The following is a 20826-nucleotide window of genomic DNA, read 5'->3' on the forward strand; positions in this document are numbered from 1 at the left end:
ATGGTATTATTTTTTTGTGGAAATTGCCCATGTAGCTCAGTAGGATAGAGCACGTGCCTTCTAAGCATGAGGTCGGAGGTTCGAACCCTCTCGTGGGCACCATTATTGAAAATTATTCATGCCAAAATGGCATGATTTTTTTATACCAAGAAAAGGAGAATTAAAAGTGAATTTTTATGAAGAAAGATTATTAGAACTTCAAAAACTAATTGATCAAAATGAAATTGAACAAGCTTTGAAATTAATTAATGAAGAACTATCAATGCCATATGTACCAAAAGATTTTGAAGATGACTTAATTAAGTTAAGAACAAGAATCTTAGTTGAAAAAATTAATAATGAAGAACATCATTTATCTTCTGATAAGATTTTTAGTTTAATTAAATCTGATCAAACTGACTTAGTTGAAAAGGTTGGTTTAGTTAAACAATTAGAAGAATCGAATCTGAGAAAACATATTTCTGAATTACAAGATTTATTAAATAGTGATTTAACAAATGAAGTTAAGATGATGATTATTTATTTATTAAATCAACAAGGAATCAATAATGACTTTAACTATAAGAAAAACTCAAAAACTTTAAAAATTAATCCTATGACTTTTGATTTTCAAACTCAAGAAATGGTGCCCTTAGAAACTATTAAATTAATTGATGATGAACTTGGAAGTTTTTCACCTCAACTTGTTGAAATGGGCAAACAAATCATGGTTTCTTTATACGGAAAGCTATTTCCAATCCAAAATGAAATTGATTGTGCAATTTTAGCAAAAGCAATTATCAAAATTGTTTATGAATTAAACGATTTACCTTATAATAGTAATAATGGTCTTGATGAAAACAAGATTAATGAATACAAACAAATGATTAAAGATTTAGAAGTGATTTAAATGGAACCAAAATTTAATAAAAATGATTATGAACCATTTAATGACTATAAAGATATTATGATTCAAGCTTTTGGAATTGCTTGTTCATGATGTGGTGATCCTTCAATCACTTATGTGAGAAAAAATCACCCAGAAACAATTGGAAATTTAGTTAAAAAATACGATGGAAAACTATCTGATGAAGAATTGGATATGAAATTAATTAAACCAATTGATGAATGACAAACATTCGATGATCACAATACCGATAATGGAATTCCAACTTATCTTTGTGATGAATGTTATAACTCATTCACTGAATAATAATCAATAAAGGAAATAAATGGCTAAGAAACTAACAAGCAAAAAAAGTTTAGAATTTTTAACTATTATGACAACTGTTGTGGGAACAATGGTTGGTGCTGGAATTTATGTTAAAAATGATAACCATAACGGGCACGTTTTAGGACAAATTCAAAACCCTTACGTAGCTTTAATTTTGTGAGCTGTAACAGGTGTGATTGTTATGGCTGCAATTATGATTTTTTTAGAGGTTGCTTCTGCAACTGCTAAAAAGGGTAACGGAACTGTTGCCAACTGAATTAGATTATTCTTAAATACAAAAACTGCTAGATTGGCAAGTATCTACTATATCTTTGTTTACTTACCAGTAAACTATGGATTTTTTGCAACTTTAGTAATTCAGTATGTCTTAACAGCTGCTGGAAACCCAATTACGAATAAAGGTGTTATGATTGCGCTTTATTTATCAATTGGAACTGTTTTTATTGTTGGATTTTCTTCAATTAATGCTTTTGCTAGAAAAACTGGGAAATCAATTCAAATCGTTGGAACTATTGTTAAGTTTTTACCTTTAATTTTAGTTTTAATCGCAATCTTTGTTCCAGATAAAAGTTGAGGAGTTATCTTTAATAAATCTGGAATGGTTGTAGATGAAAACGGAAAACAATTAGGAAATCTTTGAAACACAAGTTTTGAAGATGTCACTGGCACAAAAGTAATGAGTGGATTTACACCAATCTTATTTGCTTTTAACGGATTTATTTATGCTGCAAATATGCAAGCAGAAGTTGAAAATAAAGATGCTGTTGCTAAAGGAATTTTAGCTGGAGTTATCTTTACAACAATCTTTTATATCTTGATTTCACTTTCATTATTTTTAGGAAGTGCTGATGGATCTGTAGTTTCATTCTTTAACTACATGTTTAACGGATTTAAAACAGTCCCTAAAGAAGTTATGATTGATGGAAAATTAACTAATGTACCTATGATTCCAACTCACGGAGCTTCAATTATTGCTTCAAACATCATTCTTTCAGTTGTTTGTTTACTTGGTTTAAATAGTTATACTTTAACTGGAACTAACTTTTATAACACTGATGCCAATGCTGGAATTGTTTTTTCAGATAATAAATACATCAAACAAGGACAATCAGGAATGATTCAAATGGGAATTGGATTATTCTTCTTCTATGTTCTTGCTACAATCGCAATCTTAATTGGGAAACCAGCATCATACTTAATGGACTTAACAGGAAATGCTGGAGCAATCATTGGATTCAGCTTTTATACATTATTAATCTTTTTAGCAATGCGAAATCGATTCACTAAAAAGGTAGAAGTTGATAGAATTAATAAATACGTCTTTTGATTCTGTGGACCATTTAGTTTCATTTCATTATTAGGAATCTGTATTTATTCATACTTAGATTTCTTCGGAGCTTTTGGAAACTTTAAATTAGAAAACGTTCTTGCTATGGCTGGTAGTGTAGTTGTAATCTTAATCCTTTGAGTAATCAACGAAATTTGCTTTAAAAAAGTACCTTTTGATGCTAAATCAATGGAAGAACAAAAAGAAAAAATTAATGAAAAATTACACTAATAATTATTTTTAGAAAAAGGAGGGAACATTATGAAATTTATCGATACTGCGAAATTTACAATCGAAGCTGGTAAAGGTGGAGATGGTGCTGTAAGTTTTAGACACGATCTTTACGTACCAAATGGTGGACCAAATGGTGGCGATGGTGGAAATGGTGGAAACGTGATTTTCGTCGGAGATTCTGGAAAACACTCACTGTTAGACTTAAAACTTAACAAAACTTTTAAAGCTGAAGATGGTGGCAAAGGTGATATTAAAAATATGCACGGAGCCAAAGGAGATAACTTAATCATTCGTGTTCCGGTTGGAACTGTGTTAATCAACGCTGAAAATGGAGAGATTTTAGCTGACATTGACAAAGCTGATGAAGAAGTTATTGTTGCTAAAGGTGGAAAAGGTGGAAAAGGGAATGCAAGATTTGCAAACTCAAGAAACAAGGCCCCATCATTATTTGAAGCTGGAACTTTAGGAGAAGACTTTGATATTCGTGCTGAATTAAAAGTTTTAGCTGACGTTGGTTTTGTTGGTTTACCAAATGCTGGAAAATCAACTTTATTAAGAGCAATTACAAACTCAAAACCAGAAGTTGCTGATTATCCTTTCACTACTTTAAATCCTCAACTTGGAGTTGCTAAAGCACCAGATGGAGACACATTTGTTGTAGCTGACTTACCCGGATTAATTGAAGGTGCAAGTTTAGGAAAAGGTTTAGGACATGAATTTTTAAAACATATTGAACGTTGTAAAGTAATTTGTCACGTTGTTGATATGTCTGGAAATTATGGAACTGAAGATGTAATTGCGAACTATGAAACTATTCGCGCGGAATTAAAAGACTACAATCAACATCTAGATGAACGTCCAGAAATTGTTGTCTTAAACAAAATGGATACTGATGAAGCTCAAATCAATATGATGGATGAAAGAATCAAAGAATTCTTTAAAGATAAAAATACTGTTCAAGTTTCTGGTTTAAAACGTGAAAACTTGAAAGCTTTCTTAGCAGATATTTCAGAAACTTTAAAAACTACTACTTACAAACCTCTATGAGAAGTTAAAGACAAGTATAATGGAGTTAAAGTTTATGGTTTTGAAGACGACAAACCTGAAGTTATTATTCAAAACAAAGGAAATGGTCGTTGAGAAGTTTCTGGTAAAACTATTTTTGATATTTACCAAAGAACTCCTTTATGAACTGATGACAACTTATTATGATTCAATGAAAAATTGAAAAACTTGGGAGTTTATGATCAATTAAGAGAAAAAGGAATCCAAGCAGGAGACCTTGTTAAAATCTTTGATTATGAACTTGAATGAGTAGATTAAGAAAGAAGTTATAAATATGGAATTAAAAGAATACCTTGATTATTTAGTTAAATTTATTAGACAAACTGTTAAAGACGCTCACTGTGATGGTGTTGTTGTTGGGATTAGTGGTGGAATTGATTCAGCAGTAGTTGCAATGCTAGCAAAAAAAGCTTTTCCAGATAACAGTTTAACTATTTGAATGCCATGTGATTCTTCAAAAGAAGATTATGATTGTGCTAACCAATTAATTAAAGCTGGAGATTTAAACACTTTAACAATTGATTTAAAAGCTACTTTTGAAGCAATGTTAAACACTTTTAAACAACAAAATTTTGAACTATCAAAATTAGCAACAGCAAATATTAAAGCGCGTTTAAGAATGACAACTTTATATGCAACAGCACAAACTAAAAATTATTTAGTTTTAGGAACTGATAATGCTGATGAATGATACATTGGTTATTTCACTAAATTTGGTGATGGTGGAGTTGATGCTGTGCCATTAATTCACTTATTAAAATCAGAAGTAAGAGAAGCTGCTAAAATGTTAGGCGTTCCAGAAGATATTATTACTCGTAAACCAACTGCTGGTTTATGAGAAAATCAAACCGACGAATCTGAAATCGGGTATAGTTATGATCAAATTGATAACTATTTAAAGACAAAACATTCAGATGATGCTAAACTAGTTGAAAGAATCGAAACATTACACAAAAATTCTGAACACAAAAGACATCCAGCAATTCAACCGTTGCAATTTGAAAGAAATAATTAAAAAATAGGGTACAATTAAAGCAAGGAGCAATGATTGTAATGTTAATGACACCAATTCAAATCTTAGATCTTAAGATTCCAGAGAAAGTTATTTTCATTATTTTTATCATTCTTGCCGGGATTGCCCTATTTTTATATATTTTTAACTTGATCTTTAAAAAAAGCCGAAATAGAAGCGATGTAAAATTTTCAACAGCAGAATTAGAAAAACAACATAAATTTGATACTGAGATGGATAATGTTGATAGTGAGATTAATTTAATCTTACAAGTTAATAAAAATCCAGATCAGGTTGTAGAAGGTGACTAAAAATGGATTTTGAAAATCAAAATCATATTAATTTTGGTCAAAACCAGAACTTTGACCAACTTAAACAAGAGCATAACCAAATAAAGCCAAACTTTACTAAAACTCAACTAGATTCAGTTGAACTACCAGACTGAGTTGCTAAAGATATTAGACAAGAAAAGTATCGTATTTTCTTTTTATCTTTAGTTTCTGGAGTTTTATTCTTAATTTCGCTCTTTTTTGTTTTGGCTTACTTCATTCCGACCGCTACAACTTCAAAAACAACTGGTGAAACTACCAAATGAAGTATTCCCACTAACTGAATCCCACATCCTGCGTTCACAATTATTATTTGTGTTTTAACAGCTTTGGTTTTCACTTTAGCAATTGTTCATTATATTCATTTAATTAACTCTGTTAAGAGTTATAAAGGTGATTTATTAATGAATAATAATACAATGCCATACTTTATCATCCAAGATTATCGCTCATTAGTTGCTAGAGTTGTTTATACCAACTGAATTTGTTGCTCAATTTATCTAGTTACTGGTATTACTATTGGAGTTTTTTGAATCTTAAAAGCAGCTCATGTTAATCATGGTAATAGCTTTAACACTGAATTAATCATTCTTTATGTAATTCTTGGAGTTACTTTTGCAATTCACATGATATCTTTAATTGCAATTAAATTAAGAAAAGGAAATCTTTGTGCTCACGCTAATGGGTCAATTGTTTCACTTGAAGATGAAAAACTAATTTCTAAATCAGCTAACAAAAAATGTTTAGTTATCTTCTTAGTTGTTGCAGCAATTTTACTATTTGCCATTTTTATTCCCTATGTGATTATCAGAAAATCACAAGGTAAGAAAATCTTTTCAAATAAATAATAATTTAATTAATTAACCAAAAAATTGGTTAATTTTTTTATTTTTTTGGGACAAAACTCTGATTTCTTTCTTATACCAAGATAGAGGAGAAAAGAGAAAAGAATTTATGCAAATAGAATTATTAAAAAATAAGGATACCAATGTTGTTGAACGCTTAAGTATCCAACATTACAACCAAGAGGTATTAAAAGCGGTTTGTAATTTAAACCTTACACATGAAGATAGTATGGTTTATTTAGGAAGACTAGATATTAAGTGACACAACTTATTTATCAATTATGATCCAGACAAAAAGTTAGAGTTTTTAAAAACTGGGTTTATTGATTTTAACCAAAACAAAGAAGTTGAGTACTTCTTAAACTACTTTGTTGATTATCAAGACAAGTTAAAAGAAATGACAAGTGATGATGTGAAAAAAGACATGTGATTTATTAACTATTATTTCTGATGTATGTTTTATATTATGATAAAAGATTTATGCTGAAGTCAAGAACTTGTGATTGGTAATCAAGTTGATGAAGAATATTCAGCGGTTTATGATCCGATGATTTTGTTTTGTTTAGAGGGAATTGATTATTTAAAGAAATTTAATTTAATTACTAAACAACAAAGCTTAATGTTTGATTTCATTTTTTATATGGATTTAGATACAAAACCAGATTCGTTATTTAAATACCTAAAAGATATGAAAATTAATAATCAAAATATTAATTTATTAGTTTTTGAAAAAGAAATCTTATTAACTTCTGAAGCTGAAAACCAAGACCATGTTTTTTGAATGTTAAAACAAAAAGCAATTAGTGGGGTTGTTTTAGAAATTATTAAAGAAAAAAATAAAGCCTAAAATCTAAGGGTCAAATTATCACTCTTATATTGCTTTTGCTAAGCAAATTGTTAGAATATACATAAGAAAAGAAATTTCTAATAGTTATAAGATAGGAGTTGAATTTATATGGATTTTCAACAAAAACAAGACCCACAAAATGATCCTAATGTGTTAGAAAAATACACAACCGATTTGACTAAAAATGCCAAAGACGGCAAATTGGATCCTGTAATTGGGAGAGAAGATGAAATTTTACGTGTAACTAGAATTTTATCTCGTAAAACAAAAAACAATCCTGTTCTAATCGGAGAACCTGGGGTTGGTAAAACTGCTGTTGTTGAAGGATTAGCACAACGTATTGTTAGTGGCGATGTGCCTTCAAACTTAAAAGACAAAAAAATTCTTGAACTAGACATGGGATCACTTATGGCTGGTGCTTCATATTTAGGTGAATATGAAGCTAGAGTTAAAGGAATTGTTAACGCAGTTGAAAAATCAAATGGAGAAATTATTCTCTTTATTGATGAAATTCACTTAATCGTTGGTGCTGGGAAAACTGGTGATGGAGGAATGGATGTTTCAAACTTATTGAAACCTGCTCTTGCTCGTGGCGAATTAAAAGTAATTGGAGCAACTACTTTAAACGAATATCGTGAATATATGGAAAAAGATACTGCTTTAGAAAGACGTTTTCAAAAAGTTAATGTTCCTGAACCAACAGTTGATGAAACTATTTCAATCTTACGTGGTTTAAAAGAACGTTTTGAAGCGTATCATGGAGTATTAATTCATGATAATGCTTTGGTTAGTGCTGCTAAATTATCAAACCAATACATCACTGATCGTTTCTTACCAGATAAAGCAATCGATTTAGTTGATGAAGCTAGTGCCACAATTAAAACTGAATTAGCTTCAGTTCCAACTGATTTAGATCACGTTAATCGTCGTGTGATGCAACTTGAAATTGAACGTGCTGCGTTAAGTAAAGAAGTTGATGAAAAATCTAAAAAACGTTTGACTGAAACTGATAATGAATTAACTGATTTAAAGAAAAAACAAGCTGAATTAAATGACAAGTGAAAAAATGACAAGAAACAAATTGATAATGTTACAAAACTACGTCAAACTCTTGATTCATTAAAATCAGAATTAACTCAAGCTCAAAATGAAGCAAACTACCAAAGAGCTTCAGAATTGCAATATTCATTAATTCCAGCAATGGAAAAACAATTAAGAACTGCTCAAGATAACTTGAACAAAGGCGCTTTAATTAACGATGAAGTTACTGAAAGTGAAATTGCTGCAATTGTTTCTCGCTGAACAGGAATTCCTGTTAACAAATTGGTTGAATCTGAACGTAAACGTTTATTAGAATTACCAAATGATTTAAAGAAAAACGTTAAAGGACAAGATAAAGCAATCGAAATTGTTTCTGATGCAATTATCCGTTCTCGTGCTGGAGTTAAAAACCCAGATAAACCAATTGGATCATTCTTATTTTTAGGACCAACTGGAGTTGGAAAAACTGAAGTTGCTAAAACTTTAGCAGATGTTTTATTCTCATCAGAAAAGAAAATGATCAGAATTGATATGTCTGAATTTATGGACCGTGAAAGTGTCAATAAATTAATTGGAGCTCCTCCAGGATACATTGGATATGGAAAAGGTGGAGTTTTAACTGAAGCTGTTCGTCGTAACCCATATTCAATCGTGTTATTTGATGAAATTGAAAAAGCACACCCAGATGTATTTAACGTGTTCTTACAAATTTTAGATGATGGACGTGTTACTGATTCTAGTGGTCGTTTAATCGACTTTAAAAACACAATCATTATCATGACTTCAAACATTGGATCTGAATACATTTTAAATGCTGAAGACCCTGATGAAATTAATATGAAAATGATTATGGCAGAATTACAAAAACACTTCCGTCCAGAATTCTTAAACCGTATTGATGACATTATTCCATTTAATGCTTTATCAAAAGATACTATTAAAGAAATTATCAAAAAAGATTTAAATCAATTAAGTGAACGTATGAGACAACAATCTGATTATGACATTGACTTTGATGATGGTGTTGTTGATAAAATTAAAGAAGAAGGATATGACCGTCAATTTGGTGCAAGACCAATCACCAGATATATTGAAAACAATTTAGAAACAATGATTGCAAAAGAAATCATTGAAGGAAAAATTGCTCATGGTAAAAAATATTTAGTAATTGTTAACAAAGACAAAGAATTTGAAGTTACTGAAAAAAACTAAAATAATATTCAAATTAGCACTTGCTCTTAGCGAGTGCTAATTGTATAATATAGGTGATATTGATATAGGAGGAATCCTCATGATAACACCAAGAGAAGAAGAAATTCTTAAGATTATCGTCAATGAATATACTTCATCAGCTCAACCAGTTAGTTCTAAAAGAATTATGGAGTTGATGGGAAATACAGTCTCATCTGCGACAATCAGAAATGAATGTGCGTTTTTAGAAAATCAAAATTATCTTGAAAAAGAACACACTTCTTCTGGAAGAGTGCCTTCTTCAAAAGGATATCGATACTATGTTGATAATCTAATGGGCAACGATGCTTTTGATACAAGTATTTTTGATAGCATCGAAGCTTTATTTGATAATAGAAGCTATTCAATTGACCAAATTATTGAAAAGTCTTCAAACATAATTAGTGAAATGACAAATTCATTAGCAATCGTTTCAACAAGAGAAGACGTTGATCATTTAAAAATCCGCAAGATTGAAATGATCCCGTTAACTAATAAAACCGCTTCTGTAATTTTCATTTTAAATAATGGAGATGCGATTAATAAAGTCTATTGTTTAGATGAACAACATATGAATGACTTACCAATTGCGGTCAAATTATTCAATGATAACTTAACTGATATGTACGTTGAAGACATTCCAAGAAGCCTTAGTGGCATCGAAGGTGAGTTAAAAACGATGGTTAAGAATTATGAAGATTTATTTCGTCAATTCTTAAGTGCGGTTGTCGAACAAACCAAAGCTAAATCACAAACGTATGGAATTAGTAATATGTTAGTAAATCCTGAATTTACTGATATTAGCCGATTAAAAAATGTGATGAAAATCATTACAAGTGTGTCGCCATTCGATTGGTTTGATTATAACTACCAAGGTTCACAAAAAAATATTTCAATCACAACCAAAATTGGATTTGAAATTAACCCAGATATTGATGGGGTTGATGATTTAGCAATCATTGGTGCAGAATTTAACACTAATGGTTCACAAAAAAACGCAATTACCTTGATTGGACCTAAGCGTATGCGTTATGATGAAGCAAACATCTTATTGCAATTCTTAATCGATAAGATTAATGGATTGACTAAGTAAAAGGGGGACAAACGAATGAAAGACAAAGACAAAAAACAAGATTCTAAACTTGATGATACAATTCATGAAGAAAAAATCTCAACAGAGCAATCTGAAGAAAAATTAGAACCAAAAGTTATGAATATTTTTAAAGCTCATCCTGATGATGAAAACTTACAAATTATTCAACAATATGTTGATTCTTTAAATAAAGAAATCGACTTATTAAATAACGAAGTAAAATCAGTTGTTGCTGATAATAGAAATACTATTAAAAGACGTGACGATCAAGAACAAGAACTCCGCAAATATGGTGCTAAAAAACTTGGAGAAGCTATCGTTCCAGATATTGAATTATTTAGAACTGTTTTAAAAACATCTGAAAATAATGCAAGTGCAGAAGTGCAAAATTATTTAAAAGGTTTTGAAATGGTTATTACAAGAATGGACGATGCTTTAAGTCAAGTTGGGATTAAAGAAATGAATATCAAACTTGGAAGTGAAGCCGATTCTCACACAATGAACATCACTGATGTTGTTGAAAGTGATGAATATGATGAAGGTCAAGTTGTAAAAGTTGTTTCAAACGGATATACAATTTATGACAAAGTATTAATTCATGCTAATGTCCAAGTTGCTGGTAAAAAACCAAGCAAAGAAGAAGAAAAATAATAATTAAAGGAGAACAAAATTATGGCAAAAGAAATGATTATTGGTATCGATTTAGGTACAACTAACTCAGCTGTCGCTGTGTTAGAAGGTGGAAAACCTGTTGTTTTAGAAAACCCAGAAGGATCAAGAACAACTCCATCTGTAGTTGCTTTTAAAAATGGAGAAGTAATTGTTGGGGGTGCTGCAAAAAGACAAGCAATGACAAACCCAGATACTGTTACTTCAATTAAAAGAATTATGGGAACAGATGAAAAAGTTCATGTAAATGGTAAAGATTATACAGCTGAACAAATTTCAGCAGAAATCTTAAGATATTTAAAACGTTTTGCAGAAGACAAAATGGGACAACCGATTACTAAAGCAGTAATTACAGTTCCTGCATACTTCAACGATGCACAACGTAAAGCTACTAAAGACGCTGGAACAATTGCCGGATTAGATGTTGCTCGTATCATTAACGAACCAACTGCAGCAGCTTTAGCTTATGGTTTAGAAAACAAAGATAAAGAAGAAAAAGTTTTAGTTTACGATTTAGGAGGAGGAACATTTGACGTTTCTATTCTTGATATCGCTGATGGCACTTTTGAAGTTTTAGCAACTTCAGGAGACAACCGTTTAGGTGGAGACGACTTCGATCAAAAAATTATTGATTGATTAATTGCAAAAATTAAAGCTGAAGCTGGCGTTGATTTATCAAATGATAAAATGGCTAAACAAAGACTAAAAGATGAAGCTGAAAAAGCTAAAATCAACCTTTCATCACAATCACAAGCAGAAATTAACTTACCATTTATCGCAATGAATGCTGATGGACCTGTTAACTTCTCAACTGTTTTAACAAGAGCAGAATTTGATAAAATGACTAAAGATTTAGTTGATAGAACTGCACAACCTGTTCGAGATGCTTTAAAAGAAGCAAAAATGGATCCAAAAGACATTAACGAAGTTTTATTAGTTGGGGGTTCAACAAGAATTCCAGCTGTTCAAGCAATGGTTGAAAAAGAATTAGGTAAAAAACCAAACCGTACTATTAACCCTGATGAAGTTGTAGCAATTGGTGCTGCAATTCAAGGTGGAGTATTAGCTGGAGATGTTAGTGACGTTTTATTATTAGACGTAACTCCTTTATCATTAGGAATCGAAACAATGGGTGGAGTTATGACTAAGTTAATCGACCGTAACACAACTATTCCTACTGAAAAATCACAAGTATTCTCAACTGCTGTTGATAATCAACCTGCTGTTGATATCAACGTGTTACAAGGAGAAAGACCTTTAGCTGCTGATAATAAATCATTAGGACACTTCGAATTAACTGGAATTAAACCAGCACCAAAAGGACAACCTCAAATTGAAGTTACTTTCTCAATCGATGCAAACGGAATTGTTTCTGTAACTGCAAAAGATAAAAGCACTGGTGAAACAAAATCAATCACCATTTCAAACTCAGGAAACTTAAGCGATGCTGATGTTGAAAACATGTTAAAAGAAGCTCAAGAAAATGAAGAAGCAGATAACAAGAAAAAATCACAAATCGAATTAAGAAATAAAGCAGAAAGCTACGCAAACGTAATTGAAACTTCAATTAATGAAGCTGGAGATAAAATCACAGCTGAACAAAAAGAAGAAGCAAATAAAATGGTTGCTGATATCCGTCAATTAGTAGCTGATGAAAAATACGATGAATTAAGCAAAAAAATGAGTGACATTGAAAAAATGATGGCTCAAGCTGCTGAATTCGCTAACCAAGCAGGCGCAACTGATTCATCAAGCAATGATGATAAAAAAGATAATAACGAAAATAAATAATAGTTTAACTTATTAATAATGTGATAATAGATATAGGAAACTATATCTATTATTTTTTAGAAGGGAATTTTAAAACATGGCTACAGATAATAAAAGAGATTACTACGAAGTCTTAGGTGTCTCAAAAGATGCGAGTGAACAAGAAATTAAAAAAGCTTATCGTACTTTAGCAAAAAAATATCACCCTGATTTAAATAAAGAACCAGGCGCTGAAGAAAAATTTAAAGAAGTTTCAGAAGCTGCTGAGGTGTTGTTAGATAAAGATAAACGTGCAAAATATGATCGTTATGGCTTTAACGCCTTTAATCAAAACGGCGCTGGAGCTGGTTTTGAAGACTTTTCAGATTTCTTTAACAACATGGGCGGTTTTGGAGATATCTTAAACGACCTATTTGGTGGAGGAGCTAGTTTTCAAACTGGTGGAAATAGCGGTTTTGCTAGTGGCTTTGGTCAAGGATTTGGTGGATTTTCACAACAATCACGTCATTCAAAAGGTGAAGATATCCTCTTAAGCGTTGCTTTAGATTATAAAGAATTTGTTTTTGGAACAACAATTAAAGAAAATATTAATGTTATTCAAAAATGTGCAAAATGTAATGGAACTGGCGCTAAAAACCCAAATGATGTAAAAACTTGCGAACGTTGTCATGGTCAAGGTGTGATTAATGAAACTCAACAAGTTGGAACCATTTCATTTAATCAAACCGTTCCTTGTCCTGAATGCCATGGATCTGGAAAAGTTATCAAAGATAAATGTCCAGATTGTGATGGAAAAGGATTTATCCGTGCTCCAAAAGAAATTGAAGTAAATATTCCTCATGGATTAAGACCAGATCAACAACTTCGTTTAGCTGGAGAAGGTAATGCTAGTTTAGACGGTGGGCCTAATGGAGATATTTATGTTCGCGTTAGTGTAAGACCATCAACAAGTATGTTTATTGACCAATATGGAGTACTTTCACAAATCTATAACATTAGTTATCTAGATGCTATTTTAGGAAATTTCGTTGAAATTCAAACAGTTGATGGATTAATTAAAATTAAAGCTCCAAGAGGATTAAAGAATGGTGACTTTACAACTGTTCCAAATAAAGGATTGTATGCAAGTCCTGAATCAAATATTCGCGGTGATTTAAAAATTATCTTTAACATTGTTATCCCAACAACTGTTGATGATGATGATAAAAAATTATTAGAACAAGTAGCTGCCAATTCTAAATTTAAGCCTAAGAACGAATTATAATTTTAATTAGAATATGCTATTATAGTTTTGTAACTGCATATTGAAATATATAAAAACTTATATAATCCAACATATCGGGTTGGAGTCTCTACCTAGCACCAATGCTAGATTATAAGTGACTTAATTACTTTTTAATTAGTAACCAAGAGAAGTTTTTTGATTTCTTTCGGTTACTATTTTCATTTGTAAGAAAGGAAAAATTTCGTGCCAAAAATTAAAAAACAAAAAAAAGACTTCCATATTAGTTCATGAAAAGCTTGAAAAAATATCGAGAAGTATTTTAAATTTGATAATTTAGGTGCAACAATGAAAAAAGAAATCATTGGTGGAATTACAACATTCCTAGCTATGATTTATATTCTTTCAGTTGAACCAGCAATCCTTAGTGGTTCTGGAAGTGTAACTGGTGATGGTACAACTATGAATTACTTTGGTATTTTCTTAGGCGTATGTATCGCTTCATTTGCATCAACCTTTGTAATGGGACTATTTGCAAATGTTCCTTTAGCTTTAGCTCCAAGTATGGGAGTTAACGTTATGTTTGCGGTAAATATTGCCGGAGGAACTGGAGCTAATGGTCATCCTCCTACAATCATTGGGTATGAAGGAGCATTGATCGCAACAATGATTTCATCAATCTTCTTCTTAATCTTCTCAATTACCCCATTAAGAAAGATTATCATTAACGCAATTCCTGAGCAATTAATGATTGCTATTGGAGTTGGAATCGGATTCTTCATTGCCTATGTTGGGCTTTCAAGTATTGGATGAGTAGCCCACACTGAAACTGGTTTACCAGTTGCTGACTTGGGTAGATTAAAAGATAACTATCCTCAAATCCTTTTAGGAACCGGATTATTCTTGATCATGTTACTATTCATGTTTATGAAAGTTAACGGAGGAGTTGCAATCTGTATTCTAATTGGAACTGTAATTGCACTTATTGTTGCAAACGCAGGACCAAACCTGGCCGTTTCAAAAGAAGGAGGTATTTTCTATAATGCCAACTTCGTTGATGGTGGTGGTAAATGAGAATACGACTTCAATGGATTTGCTTCAAATATTAAAAATACTTGAAAAGAATTTACAAACGTAGAAATTTGAAATAAACCAACAATGTATATTTCAATTTTCATCTTAATGTTCTTGAACTTCTTTGATGCAACTGGAACTATTACTACAGTTAACCGTCAATTAAATGAAGCTGCTGGAACTGATAGACCATTAAGTCATGAAGCATTAATTATTGACTCAGGAGCAACTGTTGTTGGTTCTGCTGTTGGGGTTTCTCCAATGGGAGTTTATGTTGAATCAGGAGCTGGAATTGCCCAAGGTGCAAGAACTGGTTTTGCTTCAATCATAACTTCAGTCTTCTTCCTAATTTCAATTGCCTTATTCCCAATCTTTAAAGCTGTGCCTGGTTGTGTAACTGGAGCTGCCACATTATTTGTTGGAGTAATGATGATGGGTTCAATCAAAGACTTAGATTGAAAGAAACCAGAAATTGCTATTTCTGCCTTCTTTGCAATCCTATTCATGGTTGTAACTTACTCAATTGCTAACGGAATTGGAGTCTTAATTATTCTTTATGTATTAATTAAAACTTTCAAAAAAGAAGTAAAAGAAGTACCAATCACTCTTTGAATTGTTTCATTGATATTTATTGCCTACTTCATAGCTTACGCATTCATTCAATTATAATTTTTAAACCTGAAATTCTTGAAATTTCAGGTTTTTTATTTTCAAAGTAGAATGATATAATAATAACTATTAAAAACAACTAACTTATAGATAGTTAAACTTTTTAAGGGCAAAGAAAAGAGAGAAAGAAATGAAAAAAGAAAAGGTTATTGTTGGTTTAAGTGGAGGAGTAGATTCTTCTGTAGCTGCATTGTTATTACAACGTGAAGGCTATGAAGTTGAAGGATTCTTTATGAGAAACTGAGATTCTGCTGCGAACAACGATTTTTTAGGTAATAATGACGATCCAAATGAAGCTTGTACCCAAGAACAAGATTATCAAGATGCTTTAAAAGTTGCTAATAAACTTGGAATTAAATTACATCGTGTTGATTTTATTCAAGAATATTGAGATAACGTTTTTCAATATTTCTTAGATGAATATGAAAAAGGAAGAACACCAAACCCAGATATTCTATGTAATAAATACATTAAATTTGATGCGTTTGCGAAATATGCTTTTGAAAAACTTGGTGCTGATTATATTGCTATGGGTCACTATGCAGGAACTAGATATAATCCGGAAACAAAACAAGTTGAATTAATTAGAGCTGCTGATGATAATAAAGACCAAACTTATTTCTTATGTCAATTAACTCAAGACCAAATTTCAAGAACTCTTTTCCCTTTACAACCATTTAAAAAACCAGAAGTTAGAGAATTAGCAAAAGAAAATGATTTAATTACTGCTGAAAAGAAAGATTCAACTGGAATTTGTTTTATTGGTGAAAGAAACTTTACTGAATTCTTACAAAACTATATTCCAAATCAACCAGGAGATATTGTTAATATTAAAACTAATGAAGTAATTGGAAAACATATTGGAGTTATGTATTACACAATTGGCCAAAGAAAAGGGTTGAACTTAGGCGGTCAACCAGAACCAATGTATGTAGCTAAAAAAGATGTTAAAAACAAAATAATCTATGTTGCACCAGCTTCAGATCAAAGTTATTTATTATCTAATTCAGCTTTAATTACTGGAATCAATTGAAATATTGAATTAGATAAATATGTTGATGATATCAATGAATTTAACTGCACTGCTAAATTTAGATATCGTCAAAAAGATGAAAACGTGAAAATGATTCGCCAAGAAAATGGTGATTATTTAGTAAAATACGATAATGTAAAATCAGTTACCGAAGGACAAGAAGCTGTTTTCTATCTTGATGACATTTGTCTTGGTGGGGGAGTAATTGAAAACGTTTATAAGTAGACAAGGTATTTTTACTATTAATGTTTTATAATAAATTATAAGTTCAAACTTTAAGGGAGATATAAACTTGAGTACAATAAACATAATCTTAATACTTGTGGTTGTTGCGATTATCATCTTTATTATCGTTACTACAATCACTGGGAAAAAAGCTTCTAAAAAAGAACGTTCAAAACGTAAAAAAGAAGTTCGTGAAGCAATTAAACAATATATTGCTGATAATGAAAACCAAAAGAATGTACGAGTAGACTTTGAAAAAGTCTATGCTCGTAAAGGTGCTGAATATAAATACCGTGACGTTTTTGACGTTGTTGTAGATTTAATCGAACCAAAAACTAACGAAATCAAAGAAACTCGTGCCTACGAAGTTGAAGGTATTACCCAAAAAATAGATAAAAAAAATTACAATACTGTTTGAAAAGTAAATGGAAGTCTTGACTTAGATGAAACTAAGAGAAGAATTGCGATTGCTGAAAAAGAAATTAAATTATCTAAAAAAGAAAAAGAAATTATTAAACGCGAAGAAAAAGCAAAAGAACGTAAAGCTAGAGAAGACCGTAAAAAAGAATTAGCTGAAGCTAAGAAATCTTCAAAGGAAAACAAAAAAGCATCAAAAAATGATGCTTCATTAGAACGACCAAACAAAGTTGTTGGTGAAAAATTTGTTCCTTCACGTCGTAAAAACGATTAATTCTTAAATGACCTTTCAAGGGTCATTTTTTTGAGTAAAATTAACTTAGAATTGAGGGATTTGATGATTTATAAAACACATGTTGGAAAAGAAGATTTTAAAAGAGCATACACTACTTGTTTAAAAGAAGCTTGAATCTTACATTCCAAAGAAAACTTTAATATGGCAAAAAAGTTTTATGATGAAAAGCTTTTTCAATATAATATTGATCAAACAATTGATGATGAAGCAGATTTCAATGATGATGCTAGTGCAATTAACTTGTTTGAAGCCTTTAAACAAGCTTTTGAAACTGAAAAAGATATTGAATCTTTAGAAAAATGAAATAAAGCTTGAGAAGCTGAAGATGGTTTTGATTTTGAAGTTTATGCTGGAGATTCAATTGTTGATGGGAACGAAGTTGGAGAAAAAGCACGCGAACTTTTTGATTTAAAACTTTTTAACTATAATGAAAAACACAATACTAACCTTCAATCTTTAGATTTAGGTTATTTAACTTTCAAAGATGCTTTAAAAAGAACAAAAGAAGTTTTTAAAGATGCTAATAAACTAAGTCAATATAAATATATGTATGAACCAGCTTTTGAATTTGATAATTCTAATTTAAGAACTCGTTGTGATATTTTAGAAATCCTTGATAATAATCGTGTGAATATTTATGAAGTAAAAGGGACAACCAAAATTAAACCTGATCACTTTTTTGACTTGGCTTACCAAATCTTTGTTTTAGAAAAAAACGGATTAAAAGTTAATAAAATCTTTTTAACTCATTTAAATCCTGAATATGTTTATGGATGAAAACAATCTGTTGATATGAAAGAGCTTGGAAATGATGTTGCTGAAAAATATAAAGATGTAACTTATGAAGAAGTTTTGGATTATATTAAAGAAAATAATCTTTTAGAACCATTTACAAACGAAGCAGAAGAAGATGTTGATTTAGAAAAACTATTTATTTTAGATGAAAACTTTAAAGAACCAAAAGGTAAAGAACCAATTACTTTAAAACAAGCTTATCAAATGTTAAACAGTACTCATCCAATGAATACTTTAATTAGTAATTTAGCAGAAAAACTTGCTATGAGTAATGAAGAACAAGTCAAGTCATTATTTAAACAAAAAACCTGTATGACTAAAATGAGTTTCACACCAAAAAACGGTTGAAACTATGGTGAAGCTAAGGATTATTTAGAACCATATTGTTATCATGTGGTTCCTTATTATGATGCGACAAAAGATACAATTTTTAATTTAACTGGTTCATCTGCTTTTTCAAATCGTGATAAAGCAGAATTAGTGCGTGAATCTGGAATTGTTTATCTTTCAGACTTGGTTCATACAAACCTTTCAACTTTACCTGAAAAAGCTGGTGCAAAAGGAACTTTTAAACCGTTTTTAAGACCAGAACATGACCGAATTTTAGATGTTTATCGTGCTTATACTGATAATGGAAATGTTGGTTTTGATGAAATTCTTGATACAAATCATTTAAATGAAATTTATTATGTTTTAAGTGAGTATAAAGAAGCTCAGAAAATTTACATGTATGATTTTGAAACTGTAAAATTTGCTGTACCAAGATTTTGAATTTCAAAATCATATCAACAAATTCCGTTTCAATATTCTGTTGATGTTATTTATGATGATAAATATGACTATAACCATCCAGAAACTATGTACCATGATGACTTCTTACCAAAAGATAAAAGAAGTGATCCTCGTCCAGATTTTATTGTTAAATTTTTAAATGATATGCTTTTAAAATATGGTGAAGGTGTTTATGTTGCTTATAATAAATCTTTTGAAAAGTCAGTTTTAAAATACTTAGCAGTTAACTTTCCAAAATATGCTTTACCATTGTGTTATATTGCCAATCACACAATTGATTTAATGGACTTTTTTAAAGGAAAACAAGCAAATAAAAAAATAGAAAATGATAATAATCGTGAATGATTCTTGATATATCATCCAGATTTTCACGGAAGTTATTCAATTAAAAAAACACAACCAGCTTTAGAACCAGAATTTAATTACCATGATTTGATTATTAATAAAGGTGATAAAGCAGCGCAAACTTTTAGACAATTTGTTACTGGTGATTTAACAGATAAACAATGAGAAACAATTTGACCTGCAATGTTAAAATATTGTAATCGTGATACTTTAGCTATGGTTGTTATTTTAAAACGAGTTGAAGAAATGTTAAAAGAATATGAAGAGGAGAAAAGAAATAATGAATAAAATGAAAGTTGTCTTTTGTGGAACTCCTGAAATTGCTGCAGGAATTTTACAACAATTAATTGCTATGGATGATGTTGAAATTCTAGCTACAATTTCACAACCAAATAAACCAGTTGGAAGAAAAAAAGTTTTAACCCCAACTGCTGTTAAAACTGTTTCTGATGAAAATCAAATTCGTTGTTTTCAACCAACTAAAATTTCAGAAATTTATGACGATTTAAAACAATTGGATTTCGATTTCTTAATTACTTGTGCCTATGGTCAATTTATTCCAACTAAAATTTTAAACTTAGCAAAAGTCGAACCATTAAATGTTCATGGAAGTTTACTACCTCAATACAGAGGTGGCGCTCCAATTCAAAGAGCAATTATTAATGGTGATAAAACAACCGGAGTATCTTTGATGAGAATGGTTAAGCAAATGGATGCTGGTGATGTTTTTGCTGAACTTGAATGTGTCATTGAAGATAAAGATACAAGTGGAACTTTATTTAAAAAAATTGAAATTTTAGGACAAAAGATTATTAAAGATAATTTATTAAAAATCTATAATCATGAAATTGAACCAATCCCACAAGAATCAAAATTTGTAACTTTTGCACCAATCATAACTTCAGAAGAAGAAAATATTGATTGAACAAAATCAGCAATTGATATCTTTAATTTAACAAGAGGATTACTACCAACTCCTGTAGCTCATACTTTCATGAATCATGAACGTTATAAAATTGGAGCTACAAGAGTTATGAAGGAAAATGAATATTTTGTTACAACTATGATGGTTCACAACCCTGGAGAAATTCTTTCAATTGATAATGAGGGAATTATTATTCAAACTGGAAATGGGTTTTTAAAAATCTTAGAACTACAAAGACCTGGTAAGAAAATGCAACCAGCAAATATTTACTATAATAATCACAATCTAAACGACATTAAAGTTGGAGCAAGATTTGATACAATATAGTTAACTAACAATAAAATGAAAAATAAAGAGGA

General features: G+C 30.6%; 18 protein-coding genes, 1 tRNA gene and 1 riboswitch. All 19 genes read left to right on the top strand.

Annotated elements, in window-relative coordinates; genetic code table 4:
- Window positions 1-25: 25 nt before the first annotated feature.
- The 19 genes from CP520_RS00940 (at window position 26) to fmt (ending at window position 20794) form a co-directional block, all read left to right on the top strand.
- A tRNA-Arg gene (locus tag CP520_RS00940) sits at window positions 26-102 on the top strand.
- A gap of 64 nt (window positions 103-166) precedes the next feature.
- Window positions 167-889 carry a DUF3196 family protein gene (locus tag CP520_RS00945; RefSeq protein ID WP_157755769.1) on the top strand — a complete coding sequence of 241 codons (723 nt, stop codon included), beginning with the start codon at window positions 167-169 and terminating at the stop codon, window positions 887-889.
- Complete coding sequence (locus CP520_RS00950; protein WP_096862613.1) at window positions 890-1192, top strand: hypothetical protein; 303 nt, start codon at window positions 890-892, stop codon at window positions 1190-1192. It abuts the gene before it with no gap.
- A gap of 19 nt (window positions 1193-1211) precedes the next feature.
- Window positions 1212-2771 carry an APC family permease gene (locus CP520_RS00955; RefSeq protein WP_096862614.1) on the top strand — a complete coding sequence of 520 codons (1560 nt, stop codon included), beginning with the start codon at window positions 1212-1214 and terminating at the stop codon, window positions 2769-2771.
- Between the two features lie 30 nt (window positions 2772-2801).
- Window positions 2802-4097 carry a GTPase ObgE gene (gene obgE, locus CP520_RS00960; RefSeq protein ID WP_096862615.1) on the top strand — a complete coding sequence of 432 codons (1296 nt, stop codon included), beginning with the start codon at window positions 2802-2804 and terminating at the stop codon, window positions 4095-4097.
- Between the two features lie 16 nt (window positions 4098-4113).
- The gene (gene nadE / locus CP520_RS00965) at window positions 4114-4854 is read left to right on the top strand and encodes an NAD(+) synthase (protein ID WP_096862616.1); all 741 of its coding nucleotides are present in this window, start codon (window positions 4114-4116) and stop codon (window positions 4852-4854) included.
- Window positions 4855-4898: 44 nt separating this feature from the next.
- On the top strand, window positions 4899-5162 hold the full coding sequence (locus tag CP520_RS00970) for a TIGR04561 family membrane protein (protein WP_169835697.1): 264 nt from the start codon (window positions 4899-4901) through the stop codon (window positions 5160-5162).
- Between the two features lie 2 nt (window positions 5163-5164).
- Window positions 5165-6028 (top strand): MSC_0882 family membrane protein, encoded by an 864-nt coding sequence (locus CP520_RS00975; protein WP_096862618.1) that lies wholly within the window; start codon window positions 5165-5167, stop codon window positions 6026-6028.
- A gap of 106 nt (window positions 6029-6134) precedes the next feature.
- Entirely contained in the window at window positions 6135-6872 is a 738-nt protein-coding gene (locus CP520_RS00980) for a hypothetical protein (RefSeq protein ID WP_096862619.1), read from the top strand.
- Between the two features lie 108 nt (window positions 6873-6980).
- Window positions 6981-9125 (top strand): ATP-dependent Clp protease ATP-binding subunit, encoded by a 2145-nt coding sequence (locus CP520_RS00985; RefSeq protein ID WP_096862620.1) that lies wholly within the window; start codon window positions 6981-6983, stop codon window positions 9123-9125.
- Window positions 9126-9204: 79 nt separating this feature from the next.
- On the top strand, window positions 9205-10236 hold the full coding sequence (hrcA, locus tag CP520_RS00990; RefSeq protein ID WP_096862621.1) for a heat-inducible transcriptional repressor HrcA: 1032 nt from the start codon (window positions 9205-9207) through the stop codon (window positions 10234-10236).
- A gap of 15 nt (window positions 10237-10251) precedes the next feature.
- Window positions 10252-10887, top strand: coding sequence for a nucleotide exchange factor GrpE (gene grpE, locus CP520_RS00995; protein ID WP_096862622.1), 636 nt, complete (start codon window positions 10252-10254; stop codon window positions 10885-10887).
- Between the two features lie 21 nt (window positions 10888-10908).
- Window positions 10909-12696, top strand: a complete 1788-nt coding sequence (dnaK, locus tag CP520_RS01000; protein WP_096862623.1) for a molecular chaperone DnaK — start codon at window positions 10909-10911, stop codon at window positions 12694-12696.
- A gap of 76 nt (window positions 12697-12772) precedes the next feature.
- Window positions 12773-13939: a DnaJ C-terminal domain-containing protein gene (locus CP520_RS01005; RefSeq protein WP_096862624.1), complete on the top strand. Its 1167-nt coding sequence runs from the start codon at window positions 12773-12775 to the stop codon at window positions 13937-13939.
- Between the two features lie 37 nt (window positions 13940-13976).
- Window positions 13977-14071, top strand: a riboswitch (purine riboswitch).
- A 72-nt stretch (window positions 14072-14143) separates the two neighbouring features.
- The gene (locus CP520_RS01010) at window positions 14144-15640 is read left to right on the top strand and encodes an NCS2 family permease (protein ID WP_245832626.1); all 1497 of its coding nucleotides are present in this window, start codon (window positions 14144-14146) and stop codon (window positions 15638-15640) included.
- A 130-nt stretch (window positions 15641-15770) separates the two neighbouring features.
- Entirely contained in the window at window positions 15771-16898 is a 1128-nt protein-coding gene (mnmA, locus tag CP520_RS01015; RefSeq protein ID WP_096862625.1) for a tRNA 2-thiouridine(34) synthase MnmA, read from the top strand.
- A gap of 67 nt (window positions 16899-16965) precedes the next feature.
- On the top strand, window positions 16966-17589 hold the full coding sequence (locus CP520_RS01020; RefSeq protein WP_096862626.1) for a hypothetical protein: 624 nt from the start codon (window positions 16966-16968) through the stop codon (window positions 17587-17589).
- 63 nt (window positions 17590-17652) lie between these two features.
- Window positions 17653-19830, top strand: a complete 2178-nt coding sequence (locus tag CP520_RS01025; RefSeq protein ID WP_096862627.1) for a DUF2779 domain-containing protein — start codon at window positions 17653-17655, stop codon at window positions 19828-19830.
- Complete coding sequence (fmt, locus tag CP520_RS01030) at window positions 19820-20794, top strand: methionyl-tRNA formyltransferase (protein WP_169835715.1); 975 nt, start codon at window positions 19820-19822, stop codon at window positions 20792-20794. The genes CP520_RS01025 and fmt overlap by 11 nt, the downstream gene beginning before the upstream one ends.
- The last annotated feature ends 32 nt before the right edge of the window (window positions 20795-20826 follow it).

It is taken from the genome of Mesoplasma lactucae ATCC 49193, assembly GCF_002441935.1.
GTDB lineage: Bacteria > Bacillota_I > Bacilli_A > Mycoplasmatales > Mycoplasmataceae > Edwardiiplasma > Edwardiiplasma lactucae.